The organism is Clostridium sp. CAG:265 (assembly GCF_000436575.1).
GTDB lineage: Bacteria > Bacillota > Clostridia > Clostridiales > Clostridiaceae > Clostridium > Clostridium lentum.
In genome coordinates, this window is the sequence record NZ_FR886580.1 from 9,681 (window position 1) to 28,840 (window position 19,160).

The 19,160-nt window shown below is 29.7% G+C and carries 18 protein-coding genes; 16 read left to right on the forward strand and 2 right to left on the reverse strand.

Going from position 1 to position 19,160, the window contains the following annotated elements; translation table 11 throughout:
• Positions 1-40: 40 nt before the first annotated feature.
• From Q5O29_RS01095 to Q5O29_RS01140, 10 genes are all read left to right on the forward strand, one after another.
• On the forward strand, positions 41-835 hold the full coding sequence (locus Q5O29_RS01095) for a hypothetical protein (protein ID WP_022211185.1): 795 nt from the start codon (positions 41-43) through the stop codon (positions 833-835).
• Positions 836-942: 107 nt separating this feature from the next.
• On the forward strand, positions 943-2,217 hold the full coding sequence (gene tig / locus Q5O29_RS01100) for a trigger factor (protein ID WP_022211186.1): 1,275 nt from the start codon (positions 943-945) through the stop codon (positions 2,215-2,217).
• Positions 2,218-2,378: 161 nt separating this feature from the next.
• Positions 2,379-2,966, forward strand: a complete 588-nt coding sequence (gene clpP / locus Q5O29_RS01105) for an ATP-dependent Clp endopeptidase proteolytic subunit ClpP (RefSeq protein ID WP_022211187.1) — start codon at positions 2,379-2,381, stop codon at positions 2,964-2,966.
• A 41-nt stretch (positions 2,967-3,007) separates the two neighbouring features.
• The gene (clpX, locus tag Q5O29_RS01110) at positions 3,008-4,303 is read left to right on the forward strand and encodes an ATP-dependent protease ATP-binding subunit ClpX (protein WP_022211188.1); all 1,296 of its coding nucleotides are present in this window, start codon (positions 3,008-3,010) and stop codon (positions 4,301-4,303) included.
• A 139-nt stretch (positions 4,304-4,442) separates the two neighbouring features.
• A complete protein-coding gene (lonB, locus tag Q5O29_RS01115; protein WP_022211189.1) occupies positions 4,443-6,101 on the forward strand; it encodes an ATP-dependent protease LonB in 1,659 nt (552 codons plus the stop codon).
• 113 nt (positions 6,102-6,214) lie between these two features.
• A complete protein-coding gene (gene lon, locus Q5O29_RS01120) occupies positions 6,215-8,542 on the forward strand; it encodes an endopeptidase La (RefSeq protein WP_022211190.1) in 2,328 nt (775 codons plus the stop codon).
• A complete protein-coding gene (yihA, locus tag Q5O29_RS01125; RefSeq protein ID WP_022211191.1) occupies positions 8,532-9,119 on the forward strand; it encodes a ribosome biogenesis GTP-binding protein YihA/YsxC in 588 nt (195 codons plus the stop codon). The genes lon and yihA overlap by 11 nt, the downstream gene beginning before the upstream one ends.
• 145 nt (positions 9,120-9,264) lie before the next feature.
• Entirely contained in the window at positions 9,265-9,729 is a 465-nt protein-coding gene (locus tag Q5O29_RS01130) for a hypothetical protein (RefSeq protein ID WP_022211192.1), read from the forward strand.
• A 26-nt stretch (positions 9,730-9,755) separates the two neighbouring features.
• Entirely contained in the window at positions 9,756-10,085 is a 330-nt protein-coding gene (locus Q5O29_RS01135) for a hypothetical protein (RefSeq protein WP_186835212.1), read from the forward strand.
• 106 nt (positions 10,086-10,191) lie between these two features.
• Positions 10,192-10,704, forward strand: a complete 513-nt coding sequence (locus Q5O29_RS01140) for a hypothetical protein (protein WP_022211193.1) — start codon at positions 10,192-10,194, stop codon at positions 10,702-10,704.
• Positions 10,705-10,850: 146 nt separating this feature from the next.
• Here Q5O29_RS01140 and Q5O29_RS01145 read toward each other — a convergent pair whose 3' ends face one another.
• Together Q5O29_RS01145 and Q5O29_RS01150 are read right to left on the reverse strand one after the other, a co-directional pair.
• On the reverse strand, positions 10,851-11,591 hold the full coding sequence (locus Q5O29_RS01145) for a hypothetical protein (protein ID WP_302631545.1): 741 nt from the start codon (positions 11,589-11,591) through the stop codon (positions 10,851-10,853).
• 234 nt (positions 11,592-11,825) lie between these two features.
• On the reverse strand, positions 11,826-12,233 hold the full coding sequence (locus Q5O29_RS01150) for a Fur family transcriptional regulator (RefSeq protein ID WP_022211195.1): 408 nt from the start codon (positions 12,231-12,233) through the stop codon (positions 11,826-11,828).
• Positions 12,234-12,408: 175 nt separating this feature from the next.
• Here Q5O29_RS01150 and Q5O29_RS01155 point away from each other — a divergent pair, with 175 nt between their 5' ends.
• The 6 genes from Q5O29_RS01155 (at position 12,409) to Q5O29_RS01180 (ending at position 19,096) form a co-directional block, all read left to right on the forward strand.
• Positions 12,409-12,726: a hypothetical protein gene (locus Q5O29_RS01155; RefSeq protein ID WP_022211196.1), complete on the forward strand. Its 318-nt coding sequence runs from the start codon at positions 12,409-12,411 to the stop codon at positions 12,724-12,726.
• Positions 12,727-12,888: 162 nt separating this feature from the next.
• Positions 12,889-13,113 carry a hypothetical protein gene (locus Q5O29_RS01160; protein ID WP_022211197.1) on the forward strand — a complete coding sequence of 75 codons (225 nt, stop codon included), beginning with the start codon at positions 12,889-12,891 and terminating at the stop codon, positions 13,111-13,113.
• Positions 13,114-13,286: 173 nt separating this feature from the next.
• Complete coding sequence (locus Q5O29_RS01165; protein WP_022211198.1) at positions 13,287-15,278, forward strand: ATP-dependent helicase; 1,992 nt, start codon at positions 13,287-13,289, stop codon at positions 15,276-15,278.
• Positions 15,279-15,332: 54 nt separating this feature from the next.
• A complete protein-coding gene (locus Q5O29_RS01170) occupies positions 15,333-15,722 on the forward strand; it encodes a hypothetical protein (protein ID WP_022211199.1) in 390 nt (129 codons plus the stop codon).
• Between the two features lie 104 nt (positions 15,723-15,826).
• Positions 15,827-17,893: a cell division protein FtsA gene (locus tag Q5O29_RS01175; protein WP_022211200.1), complete on the forward strand. Its 2,067-nt coding sequence runs from the start codon at positions 15,827-15,829 to the stop codon at positions 17,891-17,893.
• Between the two features lie 18 nt (positions 17,894-17,911).
• Entirely contained in the window at positions 17,912-19,096 is a 1,185-nt protein-coding gene (locus Q5O29_RS01180; protein ID WP_022211201.1) for a M20 family metallopeptidase, read from the forward strand.
• The last annotated feature ends 64 nt before the right edge of the window (positions 19,097-19,160 follow it).

A 19,160-nucleotide genomic window follows, 5' to 3' on the forward strand; every position in this document is an offset into this window, starting at 1 on the left:
AACTAGAAATTAAGAAGTAATCATTTAGAGGAGAGGTATTATGAAGAAGCCTAGCATATTTAGTAAGGATTATGAAAAAATAATGAGGAAAAGAAAGAGAAAGAAAATTATTATTGGAATTCTTTCTATATGTATTATAGGCATATTGGTAACAGAAGTTGCTAATTATGATTTTTCTAAATTAAAGGATAGACTTCAGGCATGGGTTGACGAAGATAAGGAAACGGATGATAAGGAACAGTTGGTGCAGACGGATGAAACTAATGAAAGTTCAGAAGTACAAGAACCAATGGTAGAAGAAACACCTGTAGAAAAGTATTTAGATGTAACTATTTCAGATACCCCTATAAGTTTTAAGTTAAAGGAAGAAAATTCAGAAACACTAATTGAATCTGTTAAGGAAGTTCCAGAAAATTATTATATTTATATAGGCAACAATGGTAAAGATGCAGTGGTATTAGATCCAAATCAAAATATTAACATAGTATATGCTAACGGAGAGATTAAGAATGTAACATTAGCACAATATGTTGGGCCTGATGGAGAAATATATATTAAAGACAATATAAGAGCTTTATATCAAGGATATATATGGCATAGTACACCTGTACAAATAAGTGAAAATAAAATTGCATATATTACTAATATTCCGTATTTTGGCTACAATTTAAATAAATATATATCCATAATAGACATAAATATGAATACACACTTTACTATATGGGCTTCTAAATCTACAGAAATTACTTTTGGACAGATGCAGGAAAAAGGTTTAGAGGTAAATATTGACGGCAATGTACGATATATTACTTCAAACGGAGAGTTAGTACAATAGATACAGGAATTTTATTGAACAAATATTTGAAAATATTAGCTTAGATATGTTATAATGACTAAGTTGTATTATGTAACAAGAGATACTAATTGTAGGAGGAATATACAATGGAAGCTAAAATGGAAAAAATCGACGTTAACGTTGTTAAATTTGAAGTAAAGGTTGAAGCAGATAAATTTAAAGAAGCTTTAACAAGAGCATATAAGAAGAATATTAAGAAATTCAATGTGCCAGGATTTAGAAAAGGTAAAGTGCCAATGAACGTTGTAAAGAAATACTATGGAGTAGAAGTTCTTTTAGAAGATGCAGTTAACTTTTCAATAGAAGGAAGCTATGCAGAGGCACTAAAAGAAAATAATGTAAGACCTGTAGATTTCCCAAAAGTTGAAGTAGTTCAAGCTGAAGAGGGAAAAGATTTAATATATACTGCTGAAGTAATTGTTTACCCAGAAGTAGAACTTGGAGAATACAAAGGGTTAAATGTTGAAAAGAAAACTTACGAAGTAACTGAGGAAGAAGTTTCTGCTAAGTTAAAAGAAATGCAAGAAAAGAATGCAAGAGTTGAAGTTAAAGAAGGTGCTATAGAAAATGGAAATATAGCTGTTATAGATTTCAAAGGATTCATTGATGGAGTTGCATTTGAAGGTGGAGAAGGACATGACTATTCATTAGAAATAGGTTCAGGTTCATTTATAGATAACTTTGAAGAACAATTAGTAGGAGCTAAAGCTGGAGATAAAGTAGAAGTTAATGTTACTTTCCCAGAAAGCTATGGAAAAGAAGAATTAAACGGAAAGCCAGCTAAATTTGAAGTAGAAGTTAAAGAAGTTAAAGCAAAAGAATTACCAGTACTTGATGATGAATTTGCTAAAGAAGTTTCAGAATTCGAAACTTTAGAAGCTTTAAAAGAAGATACTACTAAGAAATTAGAAGAAGCAAATACTGCAAGAGCTGAAAGAGAGTATGAAGAAGCTATATTACGCTCTGTAGTTGAAAATGCTAAGATGGATATACCAGCTGTTATGGTTGAACAAGAAATCGATAGAATGGTTCAAAACTTAGCTCAAAGATTACAATATCAAGGGTTAACTTTAGAACAATACTTCCAATTCACAGGAACAGATGCAGAAAAAATGAGAGAATACATGAAAGAAAATGCTGAAACTAAAGTTAAAACTGAATTAGTTTTAGAAGCTCTTCAAAAAGCTGAAAAAATGGAAGTTCTTGATGAAGAATTAAAAGAAAAAGCATCAGAAGTTTCAAAACTTTACGGAGCTAACGATGAAAAAATGGTTGAGTTATTATTACAAAACCAAAGAGAAGCATTAGTAGCTGATGTAATGACTTCAAAAGTTATAAACTTCTTAAAAGAAAATAACTAATATTTAGATAGAAATAAAGAATTGCCAGAAGAAATTTTGGCAATTCTTAAAATATATCATTAACAAATTAATGTAAATTATATATAATTTAATTATCATTACTTTTATCATTTTGGATATATTATTAAGAGAAGGGTTAAAAGAGAAAAGGAGGGAGCAAAATGAGTTTAGTTCCAATGGTTGTGGAGCAAACAGGAAGAGGAGAAAGATCATATGATATTTTCTCAAGACTGTTAAAAGATAGAATTATAATGCTTAGCGGTGAAGTCAATGATGATACTGCTAACTTAGTCGTTGCTCAATTATTATTTTTAGAAAGCGAAGATCCAGATAAGGATATATATTTATACATAAATAGTCCAGGTGGTTCAATTACTGCAGGCATGGCTATTTATGATACAATGCAATATGTTAAGCCAGATGTAAGCACTATTTGCATTGGAATGGCTGCATCAATGGGAGCATTTTTACTTTCATGTGGTGCAAAAGGTAAAAGATTTGCACTTCCAAATGCAGAAATAATGATACATCAACCTTTAGGAGGATTTAAAGGTCAGGCTACAGATATTGATATTCATGCTAAGAGAATATTAAAAATTAAAGAAAAGCTTAATTTAATATTAAGTGAAAATACCAATCAAGATCTTGAAAAATTAAAGAGAGATGTTGAAAGAGATTACTTTATGGAAGCTGACGAAGCTAAAGAGTACGGTATAGTTGATGAAGTAATAGTAAGACATGGTAAATAGAAAATTATTATAGATTGAAAAAGCTGAAGTGAGGTGAGGTTATGGCTAAATATGAAGATAAAAAGCAATTAAAGTGTTCTTTTTGTGGAAAAAGTCAAGACCAGGTAAAAAGATTAATTGCAGGGCCGGGAGTGTATATCTGTGACGAGTGTATAGACCTATGTTCAGATATAATTCAAGATGAGTTTGAGGAAAGTGTAGAGTTAGATACAACTTCATTACCAAAACCATCTGAAATAAGAAATTATTTAGATCAATACGTTATTGGTCAAGATAGAGCTAAAAAATCATTATCAGTTGCGGTTTACAATCATTATAAGAGAATAAAAAGCAATGTGATTGATGATGATGTAGAAATACAAAAGAGTAATATTTTACTATTAGGACCTACAGGTTCGGGTAAAACACTTTTAGCACAAACATTAGCTAAATTCTTAAATGTACCATTTGCTATAGCTGATGCTACAACATTAACAGAAGCAGGATATGTTGGAGAAGATGTTGAAAATATTCTTTTAAAACTTATACAAAATGCTGATTATGATGTTGAAAAAGCTGAAAAGGGTATAATTTACATTGATGAAATAGATAAGGTTGCAAGAAAATCTGAAAATCCTTCAATTACAAGAGATGTTTCAGGAGAAGGTGTTCAACAAGCCTTACTTAAAATATTAGAAGGAACAGTTGCATCAGTGCCTCCTCAAGGTGGAAGAAAACATCCACATCAAGAGTTTATTCAAATAAATACTTCTAATATATTATTTATTTGTGGTGGAGCTTTTGATGGTATAGATAAGATAATTGAAAAGAGAACAAGAAAGAGTTCAATGGGATTTGGTGCAGATATAGACTCTAAAGAAACTAAAGATGTTGGAGCTTTATTAAAAGATTTATTACCAGAAGATTTATTAAAATTTGGACTTATTCCAGAATTTGTTGGAAGAGTACCAATGGTAGTTTCACTTGAATCTTTAGATCAAAGTGCATTAATAAATATTTTAAGTAAGCCAAAGAATGCTTTAATAAAGCAATATTCTAAACTTTTTGAAATTGATAATGTTGAGTTAGAGTTTACTGAAGAAGCTTTAAAGGCTGTTGCTGATGAAGCTATTAAGAGAAAGACTGGCGCTAGGGGATTAAGAGCTATTCTAGAAGATATATTGGTTGATGTAATGTTTGAAGCACCTTCAGATGAAAATGTATATAAGGTTATCATTACTGAAGAAGCAATCAAAGAAAAAAAGCAACCAGAATTACTTAGATTAGCAGAGAATGAAACAAGACCAGCTATAAAAGTTAAAAAAGCAAAAAAGAAAAAAGGTGTTGAAACAGCTTAATTTTTCAAGGATATTACAAAATAATTATTTATTTTGTAATATCTTTTTTTATATTTTTATTATTTTAATCTAAGAATAGATGAATATTTTTAAGTTAATAATACTAATAATTAAATGCAAATGGAGGGTATTATTAAATATGAGTGAATTTTTGATTTTTTTACAAATAGTAATGATGATTTTATTTATAATTTATCTTTTTAATAGTAATAAGAATAATTATAGTAAAGTAAATATTATTGATAAAGAAAACAGAAAAGAAATGGAAAAGTTACTTAAGTTAAGAAGTGTAAGATTGACAGAGCCATTAACTGAAAAGAGTAGGCCTTCATCCTTTGATGAAATTATAGGTCAGAAAGAAGGAGTAAAGGCACTAAAAGCTGCTATTTGTGGGCCAAATCCACAGCATGTAATTATATATGGTCCTCCTGGTATAGGGAAAACTGCAGCAGCACGTCTAGTATTAGAATATGCTAAAAGTATGGAAAATTCACCTTTTAAGAAGGAAGCAAAATTCGTAGAAATAGATGCTACAACATTAAGATTTGATGAAAGAGGAATAGCAGATCCACTTATAGGATCAGTGCATGATCCTATTTACCAAGGAGCAGGATCTTTAGGGGTTGCAGGCATTCCTCAACCTAAACCTGGAGCAGTAACTAAAGCTCATGGAGGAATACTTTTTATTGATGAAATTGGTGAACTTCATCCAATAGAATTAAATAAGCTATTAAAAGTTTTGGAAGATAGAAAAGTATTTTTAGATAGTTCATACTATAGTTCAGAAGATACTAATATGCCTACGTATATAAAGGAAATATTTGAGAGAGGGCTTCCGGCTGATTTTAGGCTTATAGGTGCTACCACAAGAGGACCTGAGGAAATATCACCAGCCATTAGATCCAGATGCGTTGAGGTATTTTTTAAACCTTTAGAGTGCCCTGAAATTAGAACTATAGCATCAAATGCAATAAATAAGGTAAACTTAAACATATCTAATAGAGGGCTAGATATCATTAGTAGGCATTGTAGCAATGGTAGAGAAGTAATAAATCTAGTGCAACTTTGCTCTGGTGTGGCTATAAATGAAAAGCGTGATTATATAAGTGAAGAGGATATATTATGGGTTATTGAAAATGGAGAATATCATGAAATAGTTGAAAAAAAAGTTAGAAGTAAGGCAGAAATAGGTATAGCTAACGGTTTGGCAGTGCATGGAAGTAATATAGGTATTTTAATAGAGGTAGAAGTAGTAGCTAATTTAAATAAAAATAAAAAAGGGAGCTTAAAAATTTCAGGAATTATTGAAGAGGAAGAAATATCTAGTAACAATAGAAAAATGATTCGTAAGAGCACTGCATATTCGTCAATAGAAAATGTAATTACTGTATTAAATAATTTATATAACTTAAATTGTGATGAATATGATATTCACATAAGCATACCAGGGGGAGTGCCTGTAGATGGTCCATCAGCAGGAATAACTATAGCTGTAGCTATATATAGTGCAATTACTAAAAGACCTGTAAATAATAAGGTAGCTATGACTGGGGAAATAAGCATTTTAGGAGCTGTAAAGCCTGTAGGAGGAATTGTAGCTAAGATTATGGCAGCATCAAAGGCTGGAGTAGAAAAAGTATTAATTCCAATTGATAACTATAGTGAAGGTTTATTAAAGGACAAAAAAATAAAAGTTATTCCTGTAATTAGTATAAATGAGGTTATAGAAAATTCTATAATATCTTTAAAAGATACAATTGAATCAGTAGATGTATTATCAGCAGAAAGATACCAGTAAAATAGCTTAAATTACCAAATGAATCCTAAGTAAAGTTGAAAAAATGTTCTTTTATGTGTATACTAAGTAGGTTAGATAAAATAATTTGTAAAAGGATTGAATGGAGGGGGAAAATGAATAAGGATTCAATTAATTTACCAGCTATTCCTCTAAGAGGAATTACTATTTTTCCCAATATGATTATACATTTTGATGTCGGTAGGGAAAAGTCGATTTCAGCATTAGAAGAATCAATGTTAAAAGATAGCAAGATATTTTTAGTGTCTCAAATAGATCCAGAAATTGAGGATCCAAAGAGAAACGAAATTTATTCAATAGGGACTATCTGTAAGATAAAGCAGATTTTAAAGTTGCCAAAAGGCGTTACAAGAGTATTGGTAGAAGGCGTTGAGAGAGCAGCTATAATTGACTTAATAGATGATAAGAAGTTTAAGGAAGTTATAGTTGAAAAAATTGATGATGAACTTAACTTAAAAGATGAAAATGAAGATTCAGCTTTAAGAAATTTACTATCTAAAGCCTTTAAAGAATATATTAGGGTTACAGAAGGTGACGAAAGTAAAGTTATCGAAGTTATAACTAAAGAAGAAGAACTAGGAAAAGTCACAGATTTAATAGCTGCATATATTCAATTAGATGAAGATAAAAAACAAACTATACTTGAAACAATAAATATTGGTGAGAGAATTGAAAAGCTTCTAGTATTTATTAAGGAAGAAGTAGAAATTGTTAAGATAGAAAATAGTATAGGGAAAAAAGTTAAAAATAAATTAGATAAGTCCAATAAAGAATATTTCCTAAGAGAACAATTAAAAGTAATTCAAGAAGAACTTGGCGAAGATGATGAAAAAAATGAGATAGATAATTACGCAGAGAGAATAAGTAAGGCAAAAATGCCAAAAGAAGTTCGTGAAAAAGCTGAACGTGAATTATCTAGATTAAAAACATCATACTCAGGTGATGGAAATAATATTAGAAATTACTTAGATTGGATTATAGAATTGCCTTGGAACAAATCAAGTAATGATTCTTTTAATATAGAAAAGGCAGAAAAAATTCTTGATGATGAACATTATGGGTTAGAAGAAGTGAAGGAAAGAATTTTAGAATATTTAGCTGTAAAACAATATACTAAATCACTGAATGGACCAATTCTTTGCTTAGTAGGACCACCAGGTGTTGGTAAGAGTTCTATAGCAAAATCTGTAGCTAACTCATTAAATAGAAAGTTTGCTAGAATTTCACTTGGTGGATTAAGAGATGAAGCAGAAATAAGAGGTCATAGAAGAACTTATGTAGGAGCTATTCCAGGAAGAATTATCTATGCCTTAAAGGAAGCGAAAGTAAATAATCCATTGATATTATTAGATGAAATTGATAAATTAAGTTCCGATTACAAAGGTAATCCGGCAGATGCACTTTTAGAAGTTTTAGATCCTAAGCAAAATAAAACTTTTAGGGATACATTTATGGAAGTAGATTTTGATTTATCTAATACTTTATTTATTACTACAGCAAACACCTTAGAAACTATTCCTAGACCACTTCTTGATAGAATGGAAATAATAGAAGTATCAGGATATACTTATGAAGAAAAATATCATATAGCAAAAGAGCATTTAATTCCTAAATCCTTAGAAGAGCATAACACAGATGCAGAAACAATAAAGATTTCTGAAGGTGCTATAAGAGAAATTATAAATAGTTATACTAGGGAATCAGGAGTAAGAAGTCTTGAACGTCAAATTAATAAGGTTATTAGAAAATCGATAACTGAAATGGTTAAGACAAAGAAGAAAAAGGTTACTATTACTGTAAATAATCTTAAAAAATATTTAGGAAATAAATATTTTGAGTTTGAGAAAGCTGATAGACAGGATACAATAGGTGTTGTTCATGGATTAGCATGGACTGCATATGGTGGAGATACACTGCCAGTAGAAGTTGTAGTGATGAAAGGTAATGGGAAGTTAGAACTTACTGGAAAGCTAGGAGATGTTATGCAAGAATCAGCAAAAGCAGCTTATAGCTATGTAAGAGCTAACTGTAAAAAATATGGCATTGATGAAGACTTCTATAAGAGCAAAGATGTTCATATACATGTGCCAGAAGGAGCAGTTCCTAAAGACGGACCTTCAGCAGGGGTAACTATTGTCACAGCTTTAGTATCAGCCCTATCCAAAAAGAAAGTTAAAGGGACTGTGGCAATGACAGGTGAAGTAACTTTAACTGGAAAAGTACTTCCTATTGGAGGCGTTAAAGAAAAGTGTTTAGCAGCATATAGAATAGGTATAGATACAATAATTTTACCTAAAGATAATGAAAAAGATATAATAGAGATTCCTAGTACTGTAAAAAATAAATTAAATTTAATTTTTGCAGCTCATGTGGAAGATGTATTAAAAAATGCTTTAATTGGAGTTGAAAATATTGATAATTAACAAGTCAGAATTTATAACATCAGCGGTTAGAAGAGAGCAGTATCCAGAAGATGGACTTAATGAAGTAGCTTTCGTTGGAAGATCTAATGTTGGAAAGAGCTCAATAATAAATGCTTTAACTAATAGAAGAAAATTAGCTAAAGTATCACAAACCCCAGGAAAGACAAGACTAATAAACTTCTTTTTAATAAATGATGGGTTTTATTTAGTTGATTTACCAGGTTATGGTTATGCAAAGGTATCAAAGAAAGAGCAGGAGTCATGGGGAAAAACAATTGAAACTTATCTTACAGCTCGTGAAGAATTAAAGAGAGTTATCTTATTAGTTGACTCAAGACATAAGCCTACAGCAGATGATATTACTATGCATGAATGGATAAAACATTATGGATATGATGTAATAGTGGTTGCAACTAAAAGTGATAAACTATCTAACAATGATTTAGTAAAAAGTAAAAAAATAATAAAAGAAACATTAAAATTAACTGAAAATGATACATTATGTTTCTTCTCGTCTTTAAATAAGAAGGGTGCAGAACAATTAAATGATATTTTATTCGGTGATTTATCTCAGTAGAGAGCTGCCAAATGGCAGTTCTTTTTTTGTAAGAAAAAATAGTATAAAAATAAAGCATTGAATAAAATAGTGTCAAATTATTTGCGGGAGAATAGTATATAGTATAAATTTAATTATAAATTTAAATCAATAGGAGGAATCAATTATGCAAATGAACGATATCATTGGTGAAATGCAACCATCAGATTATTCATCAGTTGGTAGTAGCTGTGGCTGTGGCTGCGGATGTGGCAATTTAGGTGGATTAGGCAATGCTGGTGGATTAGGCAATGCTGGTATTGGAAACTGCGGATTTGGTTGGTGGATTTGGATATTATTAATATTATTCTATACTAATCAAAGTACAAATAATGTAGGAAATAATTGTTGTTGTAATAATGGATCAAATGACTGTTGCTGCTGTCAAGGGAATTCAAATAATGGTTATGGAAATGGAGGCTGCAGTGGATGGTTATTCTTATTAGTTATTTTATTCTTATGTAGCGGATGTAATAACGGATTTGGTGGAGGATTCGGAAATTGCGGATTAGGCAGTGGATTTGGAAACTACGGACTAGGAAATTGTGGAATTTGTGATGGACTAGACGGCCTTGTTGGCGGATGCTACTAGAAAGTAAATAAGGAGGAGATGTTGAAATGTCAAAAAAACATTATCACAAAGATGAATGTTGCTGCTGTTGTCAGCCATGTTGTCCACAAAATTGTTGCTGTAATAACAATAATAACAACAATGGTGGATGCTGCGGAAATCCATTTTCAGGAATTAATAGTTGTGTAGCACCTATTATATTCTTATTAATAGCTTGTGGATCAGGACTATTATGTAGTGGTTCATCATATCTAATTATTTTATTATTCTTGCTATGTGGAGGTTGCGGAAGTTTCTTTGGTGGAAATGGAAACAACGGAAGCTGTTGCTGCACAAACAACTCAAATTGTTGCTGTGAAAGCAATTGCTGCTGCTAGTGTAGAGGGTGGAGGGTTTTTTAACCCTCCAAAAATATTATAAAAATATGCTACTTTTTTTACCTAAATACATATAATTTAATAGAAAGATAATAGGAGGGGGAAAATGTCAAAGAGAAGACATAAAAACAAAAGGGATAATACCACTGAAAATAGAAGAAGACAGATGCAGCAGCAAAGACAACCACAGCAACAGGCTAGGCAGCAGCCGCAATATAACGGACCTTTTGGAATTAATCCTGCCCAGTTGTTAAGTATGTTTGGAAACATAGATATGAATCAGATTAATAATATGCTTCAAAATATGAATAGGGACGGAATAGATTTTAATAATTTTAATCTAGGCATGCTTCAAAATTTAATGGGTAACAATGGAGGAAGAACAGATAATGTAAATAGCGTTAATAATATAAATAATGATAATAGCGAATCTGTAGTAAATGAGGAAATGGATATTTTTAATGAAGATTTACCAAAGAATAATAGAAAGTTTCAAGTAGATGTAAATGATGAAAACATGCAACTATTAAGGTCTCTTAGAAATATAGTATCAATAGAAAGAGTGCCATTTGTAGATAAAATAATCGAATTATATGCTAAAGGTGCATTTAAAGATTAAGGGAGAAAGTGTATAAAAGAAAATTAAAGGGAAATAATAATAGTGTACCGGAGAAGTATTCTCCTATAGCAAATGAAGATAAATTCTTCATTAAGCTAAAAACCCCCCCATCCCCCTTTTAGGCCGCAATATAGCGGCCTTTTATTTTATGTTGAAATTGATGAAATCTTATAATGATTTAAATAATCTATATTAACAGTAAGGTGAATAAGTACTTCTTTAGAATGTTTGGTTATATCATTACGACTTATTTTTTGAAAAGATAAGGTCCATAAAATAGAACTAGGATTACCTAAGTTATTCCAATCATTATCACAAAAATAAGCACTTTGGAATTTATATTCATAATTATCCTTATTTAAGTTCCAAAAAATTTTAAGTTCATCACTGGATATGTTAGGAGTAAATATATCAGGTAGTTCTTCTGGTTCGTAAGGGTATTCAATTAAATCAATAAATTTTCCTACTTCATCTAGTGAGAATATATTACCAGTATTGATGGTGACTTCCTTAACTGTGTCATTATCAAGGAAATATGATGAGAAATCGTTGTTATTTAAAAAATTGCTTTTTAAGAGGATTGGCGTTCTGGAATTCTTTGAATCTATTACTCCAAGTATATTATTATTGCAGCAGAATATGTTTTCAAAGCTAGTACCATTCCATTTAAATATGCAGTATTGAGATGTATTGTTATAATAATTTGAAAGAATTATTTCAGGAATATTATCCCGAGATAAATCTAGAATATTTACTTTTAAATCATAATATGGACAGATGGTTAAAAAGTTTATATTTGAACAATTAAGAATGTAATCTTTATTTGAAGTTTCAATTTTGATTTCATAATAGTTGTTAATCTCAGATATAGTTAGTTCATCTTTCATACCATCTCCATCCAAGTCGTAATAATAAATATGATTAGGTTTTGAAAGAGTAAAAAAAACGGAAATATTTTTAGTATAATTTATGCAGAAAAACAAGATGGAAATTGCTAAAATACTGAGCATAATAGCAATGATGGTTTTCTTCTTTATGATAATAAATTTTGTCATTATATCACCTCTATAATATATATGATTTTAAGGGTGAGATAATACAAAAAAGCCAGTAAGTTTAACCTACTGGCATTCTTTACATAGTCCATAAAAGAATACTTTATTCCAATTAACTTTATAGTCTGAATTTTCTTCAACTATAGAATTTAGATTTGGAAGAGGAAGATTCATTAAGTCTTCAACTTTACCACATTTTACACATTGAATATGACAATGCTCAAAACAGTTAGCATCATATCTAAAATTACCTTCTCCTACATTAAGTTCCTGTACTAAGTTTACTTCTACAAGAGTTTTAAGAGACTTATATACAGTTGCAAGACTCATAGTAGGATAAGTTGCTTGAAGAGCATTATAAATAGTTTCAGCAGAAGGATGCTCATTTGTAGATTTTAAATATTGATATACAGCTAATCTTTGAGGCGTAAGTTTTAATTTTTTTTCTTTAAATATTAAAGATATGTTCTCCATAAATAGCACCGCCTTTAATTCTATGTAATTATTATATGAAACTGTATAATTATTTGTCAATAATAAATATTAATTAATATAGAATATAAAGAAAAAATTTATAAATTTTTACAAAATTGTTGAAAAAATATTTAAAATATGTTAAATTAATATAAAAAGGTAAGGGGATGAGGATATGTCTAAGTATAAAGTTGGAGATGAATTAATTATTGTAACAGATCCAAATGAAGAAACAGAAAAATTAAATGAGCTTACTAGACTGAAAATAGATGGTGATTTTGCACAAATTTCTTGGGGGCTAAAAATAGTAGATGTTACTTTTGATAAGCCATATGTTACGCTTACTTATAGAAATGCAAATGGTGATATTAATAAAGTTTTTGCTGAATGCAGAGATATAGAAAATTTTGATAGAGAAAAAGTACTGGAAAAAGCTTTATTAAAAGCTTTTCAAAATGAAATTATTAATATTACTGTAATTAAAAATAAATAATATAAGTATTAATAGTTTAAGTCAAGAAAAAGGTGAGTATAAAGGACATATTCATAAATATACAGGTAAATAAAGTAAAAGTATTTATTTTTTTACAGTTATGATGTATAATAACTGTATAATTAGATAAAATATAATCTTTATTTGCAAGGGGAGAGGTTTATGAGTAAGTGCCCATTTTGGTCAACAGGCAAAGTGAGAGTAAATTGTTATAATGAATGTCCAATGTATCCTGATCCTAAAGGTTATGAGATATGTCCATTTAAAGAGTATTTAGATAGCGAAAGTATTAATATAAAAGATAATATTGATAAGAAATTTAATTATTCTAATGATGATATAGAAGAAGATATCTATCAATTAGTTGGGGCATTAAAGGATTATTAATAAAAAGACATCTTAATTTTTTAAGATGTTTTTTTATTTTAGGATTAATTTAATAATTACTATACAAACATCTAGAAATTATTATTAATGTAGTTATTTTTATAAAATAAGGGCAATAATTATGATAACATAGTAGATATGTAAAAAAGATGTTTTGAATCATAGGGGGAAAAATGAAAGTAAATTTAGATATTAATCAAAGAAATGCAGTATATATAAAAGAAAAAAATGTTTTAGTTGTAGCTTCTCCTGGTTCAGGTAAGACAACAGTAATAATTAATAGAGTAAATCATCTTATTGAGGATTTGAAGATAAATGAAGGTAATATAATAGTGATAACATTTACAAGAGCAGCTGCTGATAATATGAGAAATAGATATAAAAATATATTTAAAAAAGAAAGAGCACCTTTTTTTGGTACTTTTCATGGATTGTTTTATAAGATATTACTGAGAGAGGGTTATGATATAAAAATAATGGATGGAGGAAAGGGGCATGCCATTATAAAGAATGTATTGTCTAGGTATTTTGATGATGTTAATGATGATAAAGTTAGAGAAGTGATGAATAATATTTCTATGTTTAAGACTTCTTTATGTACTGTTGATGAATTTAAATCTACTGTGAGCAAGGATATATTTTTAGAATGTTTAAAGGTTTATGAAAGTAACAAAGAAAGAGAGTGTTTATGGGATTTTGATGATTTATCGGTGAAAGTATTAAAGTTATTTACAGAAAAGAAGAATATTTTAGAAAAGTACCGAAGGGTGTTTAAGTATGTACTAGTAGATGAATTTCAGGATTGCGATAATATACAAGTGAGTTTTTTAATGCTTATGAATAAAGATAATGAACTTTTTGCTGTAGGTGATGAAGATCAATGTATTTATTCATTTAGGGGATCTAAGCCAGAATATATGGTTAATTTTCATGACACTTTTAAAGGTGGAGTAAAGGTTAAGCTTCTTACTAATTATAGAAGTAAGAATAACATTGTGGAGGTATCAAAGCGATTAATTGATAAAAATGAAAATAGAAATGATAAGGAAATAATATCTTATTGCAATAATTGTGGAATTGTTCATTATAGTACTCCATATAATGAATATATGCAAGGTGAAGAAATTGCTAAATACATAAAAGAAAATTATCAAGGCACATATGGGGATAATGCTATTTTATACAGAACCAATATGGAATCTAGAAGTATGATAGATGTGCTTACAAAAAGAAAGATTCCATTTGTGTTATTAGATAAAGGATATAATTTTTTTAATCATTTTATTTGTAGGGATTTAATTAACTATTTGAAATTATCTATTGACCAATATGATAAGAATGCCTTTGCATGGATAATAAACAAGCCTTTTAGATATATGAGTAAAGAAAATTTATCATATATTAATAATTATAAAGAAGATAAATCACCTTTTGATATATTAATTAATAAAAAGGATATGCCGCCGTTCCAGTGCAAAAAGATTGATGACTTAAGAAAAGAAATATTATATTTAAATAAAATGTCTTTAGGTAGTGCCATACAATACATAATATCTACCATGGGTTATATTGATTATTTAAGGGAATACGCTAATAAATATGGTCAAAGTCTTGATGATTTAGAAGATGTATTAGAAGAGTTTAAAGGGGCAGCTGAAGGTTTTAAAACTATTACTGAATTCTTAGTACACGTTAATAATGTGGAAGAACAGATTGAAAGTAGCAAAGTTGTTGAAGATGGTGTGATTTTAAGTACCATTCATGGAGTAAAAGGAATGGAGTTTAATAATGTCTATATTATTAATTGCAATGAAGAAGTAATACCTCATAAATCATCTATGGAAGAAAATATAGAAGAGGAAAGAAGGTTGTTTTATGTGGGTATTACTAGAGCAATAAATAATTTGTATGTATTTTCACCTAAAACAATGAGAGGAAAATTTAGAGAGACTTCTAGATTTATTGCCGAGTCTCATCTTGAAGAAGAATCTGAAAAGGTTGATTATGGAATAGAAGTAGGTAATATGCTTTATCATAGGACTTATGGTGAAGGTAGTGTAATAGAGATAGACAAAGATAAAATTACCATTAAATTCAAAGACATTTGCAGAAGCTTTTCTTTAAAAGTACTGATGGAAAATAATTTAATTATATTAGTAAATTAATTTTTTAAACATAGTGCATAATAATATTGTCATATAGATGTTGGAGGAAGCTTTATGAAAAGTAAAAATACAGTTTTATGTATAATGGCAATAATATTATTTATTAATTTTTTAACTTTTGAAGCAAATGCTTTGATTTTATCTCCAGAAGAGATAGAACGTATAGAAATGCTTTTAAAAGAAAATGATGCATATGTTCATGATGAAGATAAAAAAGTGTTGGAAGGTTATAAAGAAAAATTATTAAATTATGAAATACTGAATCAGGAAGAAAAAGATTATTTACGAGAATGTTATTTAAATATGATTCGTAACAAGTTAGGGGAAGAAAAGTTTAATGAGTATTGTAAACTTATTGAAAAGAGAAGTAGCAGTGTAGAGTTTACACAGTCAGAAAAATTCAGGCTTTATGAACTAGAAAAGGAACTCAGAGAAAGTCACTAATAGGCTGTAAAACATTGAATATAGTCAATATATATAATATAATTTAAATAGGCTTATATAGCATTATATAATGCCTATTTATAATGTTAATGAGGTAAAAACTAATGAAAAAAGAATTTAGTGTTGAAGACATAAAATTTTCCTTGGACATTGGTACAAGATCCGTAATTGGATCAGCAGGGATTGTAAAGGGAACAAAGATTGATGTTATTAAAGAATGTTACATTGAGCACCATGAGAGGGCAATGCTTGATGGTCAAATACATGATATTTCTCTAGTTACAAAAACTGTTAAGTCAGTGATACAAAATTTAGAAAATGAACTAAATGTAAAGCTTGAAAAAGTTAATATTGCAGCTGCAGGAAGGTTCCTAAAAACTGTTAATAGTAAGGCAGAGCTAGATTTAAATAAAGATGAGTCCATAAATAGTGAATGGATAAAGACTTTAGAGCTTAAAGCTATAAAGGAAGCAGAAGAAAGTATAGCAAAAGAAGTGGTTGGAGAGCTATATTGTGTTGGCTATTCTGTAGTTAACTATTATTTAAATGGTTATATAATTTCAAATCTTTTAGGACATAAAGGTGAAAATATATCTGTAGAAATAATAGCAACTTTCTTACCAAAATCAGTAGTTGATTCTCTATATTCAGTTATGGATAAGTGTGGTTTGAGAGTAAGCAGCCTGACGCTAGAGCCTATTGCAGCCATTGAAGCAGTAGTTCCACAAAAGTTAAGATTATTAAATATTGCTTTGGTGGACATTGGAGCAGGAACATCAGATATAGCTATAAGTGCTGATCAAAGTATAGTAGCATATGGAATGGTTCCTATAGCAGGTGATGAAGTAACAGAGGTTATAGCAAAAGAATGTTTAGTAGATTTTAACACTGCAGAAATTATAAAAAGGCAAATAAATACAGAGGAAGAAATAAAATTTATAGATATATTAGGATTTGAATGTTCGAGAAGTTCTGAAAAGCTTAAAGAAGTTATTAGTCCTATAGTTGCAGAAGTAGGGGAGACCATTGGGGAAAAAATTAAAGAGCTTAATGGAAATAAACCTCCCAGTGCTATTTTTGTTGTAGGAGGAGGAGCGCATACACCAGGGATTCTTGAGGAAATAGCGAAAAATTCCAATATACCTAAAGATAGAATAGCAATAAAGGATAGAGATTCAATAGAATCATGTATAGCAGAAAATGCTTATGGCTCAGCAGGTGTTACTGTAATCGGTATAGCCCTTGTAGGTTTGAAAAATGAAGGCAATGATTTTGTTAATGTATATCTTAATCATATTCCAATAAGTTTATTTAATTCTCATGCTCATACTGTAAAAGATGTATTAGTACATGCTGATATAGATCCTGCCATGCTTATGGCAAAAAGAGGTAAAAATTTAAGATATACTTTAAATGGAGTTAAAAAGATAACCTTTGGAAACAAAGGGGAGAATGCTATTATTAAAGTAAATGGTCAAGAGGCATCTATTGATTCTACAATTAATGATGGTGATGAAGTAAATATAATTTATGCAAAAAATGGACAAAATGCAGCAGCTACAGTTACAGAATTATTAACTAATTATGAAGAAAAAGAAATTTTTATTAATAACATTAGTACCATTATAAAACCAATTGCTATAGTAAATGATAATAAAGTTTCACTTGACACATATATATCTGACCAGGACATCATTGAAATAATATATCCAAAAAATATTGGAGATGTGAAAAAGTATATAATAAATACTACAAGTGATGTTTTTATCAATGAAGTAAAAGCCAATGATGAATATATAATAAATAATGGTGATAAATTGGTCTTTGAAGATTGTAGATACAGTGAAGAAAATCATTGTAATAATATAAATGAATCACTAATTATTGAGCAAGATGAAAAAAATACAAATTGTGACAAAGATAATATGACAAATGAATTCAGTGAAGAATTAGAGGATGAAGCTATATATGCCATGAAGGTAATAGTTAATGATGAAGAAGTTAAAATTAATGACATGTATTCCATGATGTTTGTACAAATATTCAGCTACATAAACTTTGATTTATCAGAGCTAAAGGGAAATATAGTTCTTAAGCTGAATGGAGAAGTAGCATCATATACAGATATGGTTAAAGATGGAGATGTTATTAATATTTATTGGGAAAAGTAAAAAAGGGGCTAAAGGGGTATGAGTAGATTTAAAAATGAAGCAGAGAGCATTAAAGATGAAATTATAGCTATTAGAAGGACATTGCATGAAAATCCTGAAATAGGATATGAGGAGTTTAACACTTCTAGGCTTATTAAGGAGTTTTTAACTAAAGAGGGAATTGTTTATGAAGAATATGCAAAAACAGGAGTATGTGCATTGATAAAAGGTAAACAAGCTGATAATGGGAAGGTTATTGCTGTCAGGGCAGATATTGATGCTTTACCGCTAGAGGATAAGAAAAAGTGTAGTTATGCGTCAAAGATAAAAGGCAGGATGCATGGATGTGGACATGATGGACATACTTCTATATTATTAGGGGTAGCAAAGCTTATAAATAGGAATAGAGATATTTTTGGAGGAACTGTAAAACTTATCTTTGAGCCAGCAGAAGAAACTACTGGTGGAGCAAAAGTGATGATTGAGGAAGGAATATTAAAAAATCCAGATGTGGATATGGTGTATGGTCTGCATATGGAGGAAACTATTGATACAGGAACAATAATGGTAAAAAGAGATACTGTCAATGCAGCATCCAATCCATTTAAGATAGTGGTTAAGGGAAAAGGAGCTCATGGTGCTTATCCAGCAGCAGCTGTTGACCCAATAGTGGCAAGCAGTCAAATTATTATGGCCTTGCAAACTATTGTTAGTAGAGAAATAAATCCAAGTAATTCAGCAGTGGTTACAGTAGGTTTCATTCATGGTGGTACAGCTAGCAATATAATACCTGATGAAGTTGAAATTGGCGGTATAATCAGAACCATCACTAAAGAGGATAGAGAACATTCTGTGAAAAGAGTGAAGGAAATTGCTGAAGGTATTGCTAGAACATTAAGAACAGAATGTCAAATTGAAATAGAAGAGTCTTATCCTTGTCTGATAAATAATGCTAACCTTGTTGAAATGCTTAGAGAAAATGCTGCAAAGGTAATTGGCATAGAAAATGTATTAGAACAAAAGAATCCTAAGATGGGAGTTGAAAGTTTTGCATACTTTGCCAATGAAGTTCCTTCGGTTTTCTATTTCTTAGGATGTAGAAATATTGAAAAAGGGATTATACATCCAGCCCATAGCAGTTTATTTGATATTGATGAAGAATCATTGCCAATAGGAATAGCCATTGGTTGTGAATTTATCGTTGATTATTTGACAAGTTGCTAAAATAATATTAATCTAATACAATGGGGAAAAGAAAAAAAGAGTACGGAAAACAGGAGATGATTTA

Excerpts from the sequence above, each read along its gene's own strand:
- Q5O29_RS01095 (WP_022211185.1), top strand. The coding sequence starts at position 41 with ATGAAGAAGCCTAGCATATTTAGTAAGGATTATGAAAAAATAATGAGG.
- tig (WP_022211186.1), top strand. The coding sequence starts at position 943 with ATGGAAGCTAAAATGGAAAAAATCGACGTTAACGTTGTTAAATTTGAA.
- clpP (WP_022211187.1), top strand. The coding sequence starts at position 2,379 with ATGAGTTTAGTTCCAATGGTTGTGGAGCAAACAGGAAGAGGAGAAAGA.
- clpX (WP_022211188.1), top strand. The coding sequence starts at position 3,008 with ATGGCTAAATATGAAGATAAAAAGCAATTAAAGTGTTCTTTTTGTGGA.
- lonB (WP_022211189.1), top strand. The coding sequence starts at position 4,443 with ATGAGTGAATTTTTGATTTTTTTACAAATAGTAATGATGATTTTATTT.
- lon (WP_022211190.1), top strand. The coding sequence starts at position 6,215 with ATGAATAAGGATTCAATTAATTTACCAGCTATTCCTCTAAGAGGAATT.
- Q5O29_RS01130 (WP_022211192.1), top strand. The coding sequence starts at position 9,265 with ATGCAAATGAACGATATCATTGGTGAAATGCAACCATCAGATTATTCA.
- Q5O29_RS01135 (WP_186835212.1), top strand. The coding sequence starts at position 9,756 with ATGTCAAAAAAACATTATCACAAAGATGAATGTTGCTGCTGTTGTCAG.
- Q5O29_RS01140 (WP_022211193.1), top strand. The coding sequence starts at position 10,192 with ATGTCAAAGAGAAGACATAAAAACAAAAGGGATAATACCACTGAAAAT.
- Q5O29_RS01145 (WP_302631545.1), bottom strand. The coding sequence starts at position 11,591 with ATGAAAGATGAACTAACTATATCTGAGATTAACAACTATTATGAAATC.
- Q5O29_RS01150 (WP_022211195.1), bottom strand. The coding sequence starts at position 12,233 with ATGGAGAACATATCTTTAATATTTAAAGAAAAAAAATTAAAACTTACG.
- Q5O29_RS01155 (WP_022211196.1), top strand. The coding sequence starts at position 12,409 with ATGTCTAAGTATAAAGTTGGAGATGAATTAATTATTGTAACAGATCCA.
- Q5O29_RS01160 (WP_022211197.1), top strand. The coding sequence starts at position 12,889 with ATGAGTAAGTGCCCATTTTGGTCAACAGGCAAAGTGAGAGTAAATTGT.
- Q5O29_RS01165 (WP_022211198.1), top strand. The coding sequence starts at position 13,287 with ATGAAAGTAAATTTAGATATTAATCAAAGAAATGCAGTATATATAAAA.
- Q5O29_RS01170 (WP_022211199.1), top strand. The coding sequence starts at position 15,333 with ATGAAAAGTAAAAATACAGTTTTATGTATAATGGCAATAATATTATTT.
- Q5O29_RS01175 (WP_022211200.1), top strand. The coding sequence starts at position 15,827 with ATGAAAAAAGAATTTAGTGTTGAAGACATAAAATTTTCCTTGGACATT.
- Q5O29_RS01180 (WP_022211201.1), top strand. The coding sequence starts at position 17,912 with ATGAGTAGATTTAAAAATGAAGCAGAGAGCATTAAAGATGAAATTATA.